The sequence below is a fragment of the Chryseobacterium sp. RR2-3-20 genome (assembly GCF_017808115.1).
GTDB classification, from domain to species: domain Bacteria; phylum Bacteroidota; class Bacteroidia; order Flavobacteriales; family Weeksellaceae; genus Chryseobacterium; species Chryseobacterium oryzae.
In genome coordinates this window covers 1-485 of record NZ_JADQBD010000226.1, presented here as the reverse complement: position 1 = coordinate 485, position 485 = coordinate 1, and the positions used below count along the sequence as shown (strand labels likewise).

Below are 485 nucleotides of genomic sequence, written 5' to 3'. Positions count from 1 at the left end.
CTCAAAGCTCAAAAAATTTTTCGGAAACCTAACGAAGTGGTTCGGCGAAGCCAAATAACTTTTTACTATTTTTAAACATTATACAGTTATGACCAGTAAAGAAGATTTATTAAACAACAAGGATTTCTACAAATCCTTCAAAAACGGAGAAGATTTAACCTCGTTCTTCAAAGAACTGCACAAAAAAGCAGTAGAACATATGCTGGATGCTGAATTAGACAGCCATCTTGACAATGAAAAACACGAAAAAACCACCAATGGAAACTACCGAAACGGTCACGGAACTAAGAAGATAAAATCATCATTTGGCGAATCCGAAACCTAACGAAGTGGTTCGGCGAAGCCAAATTAAAGTTCCCCGTGATAGAGAAGGGAGTTTTGAACCCGCTTTAGTTCCCAAAAGACACAATATCATCGATGGTTTGGAGAATATCATTATCTCGTTTTATGCTAAAGGAATGAGCGTTTCAGATATTGAAGAACAG

At 36.9% G+C, this 485-nt stretch carries 1 pseudogene; it reads left to right on the top strand.

The window, feature by feature from the left end:
- Window positions 1–88 precede the first annotated feature (88 nt).
- Window positions 89–485 (top strand): annotated as a pseudogene (locus IV513_RS15740) (transposase); the annotation flags it as partial.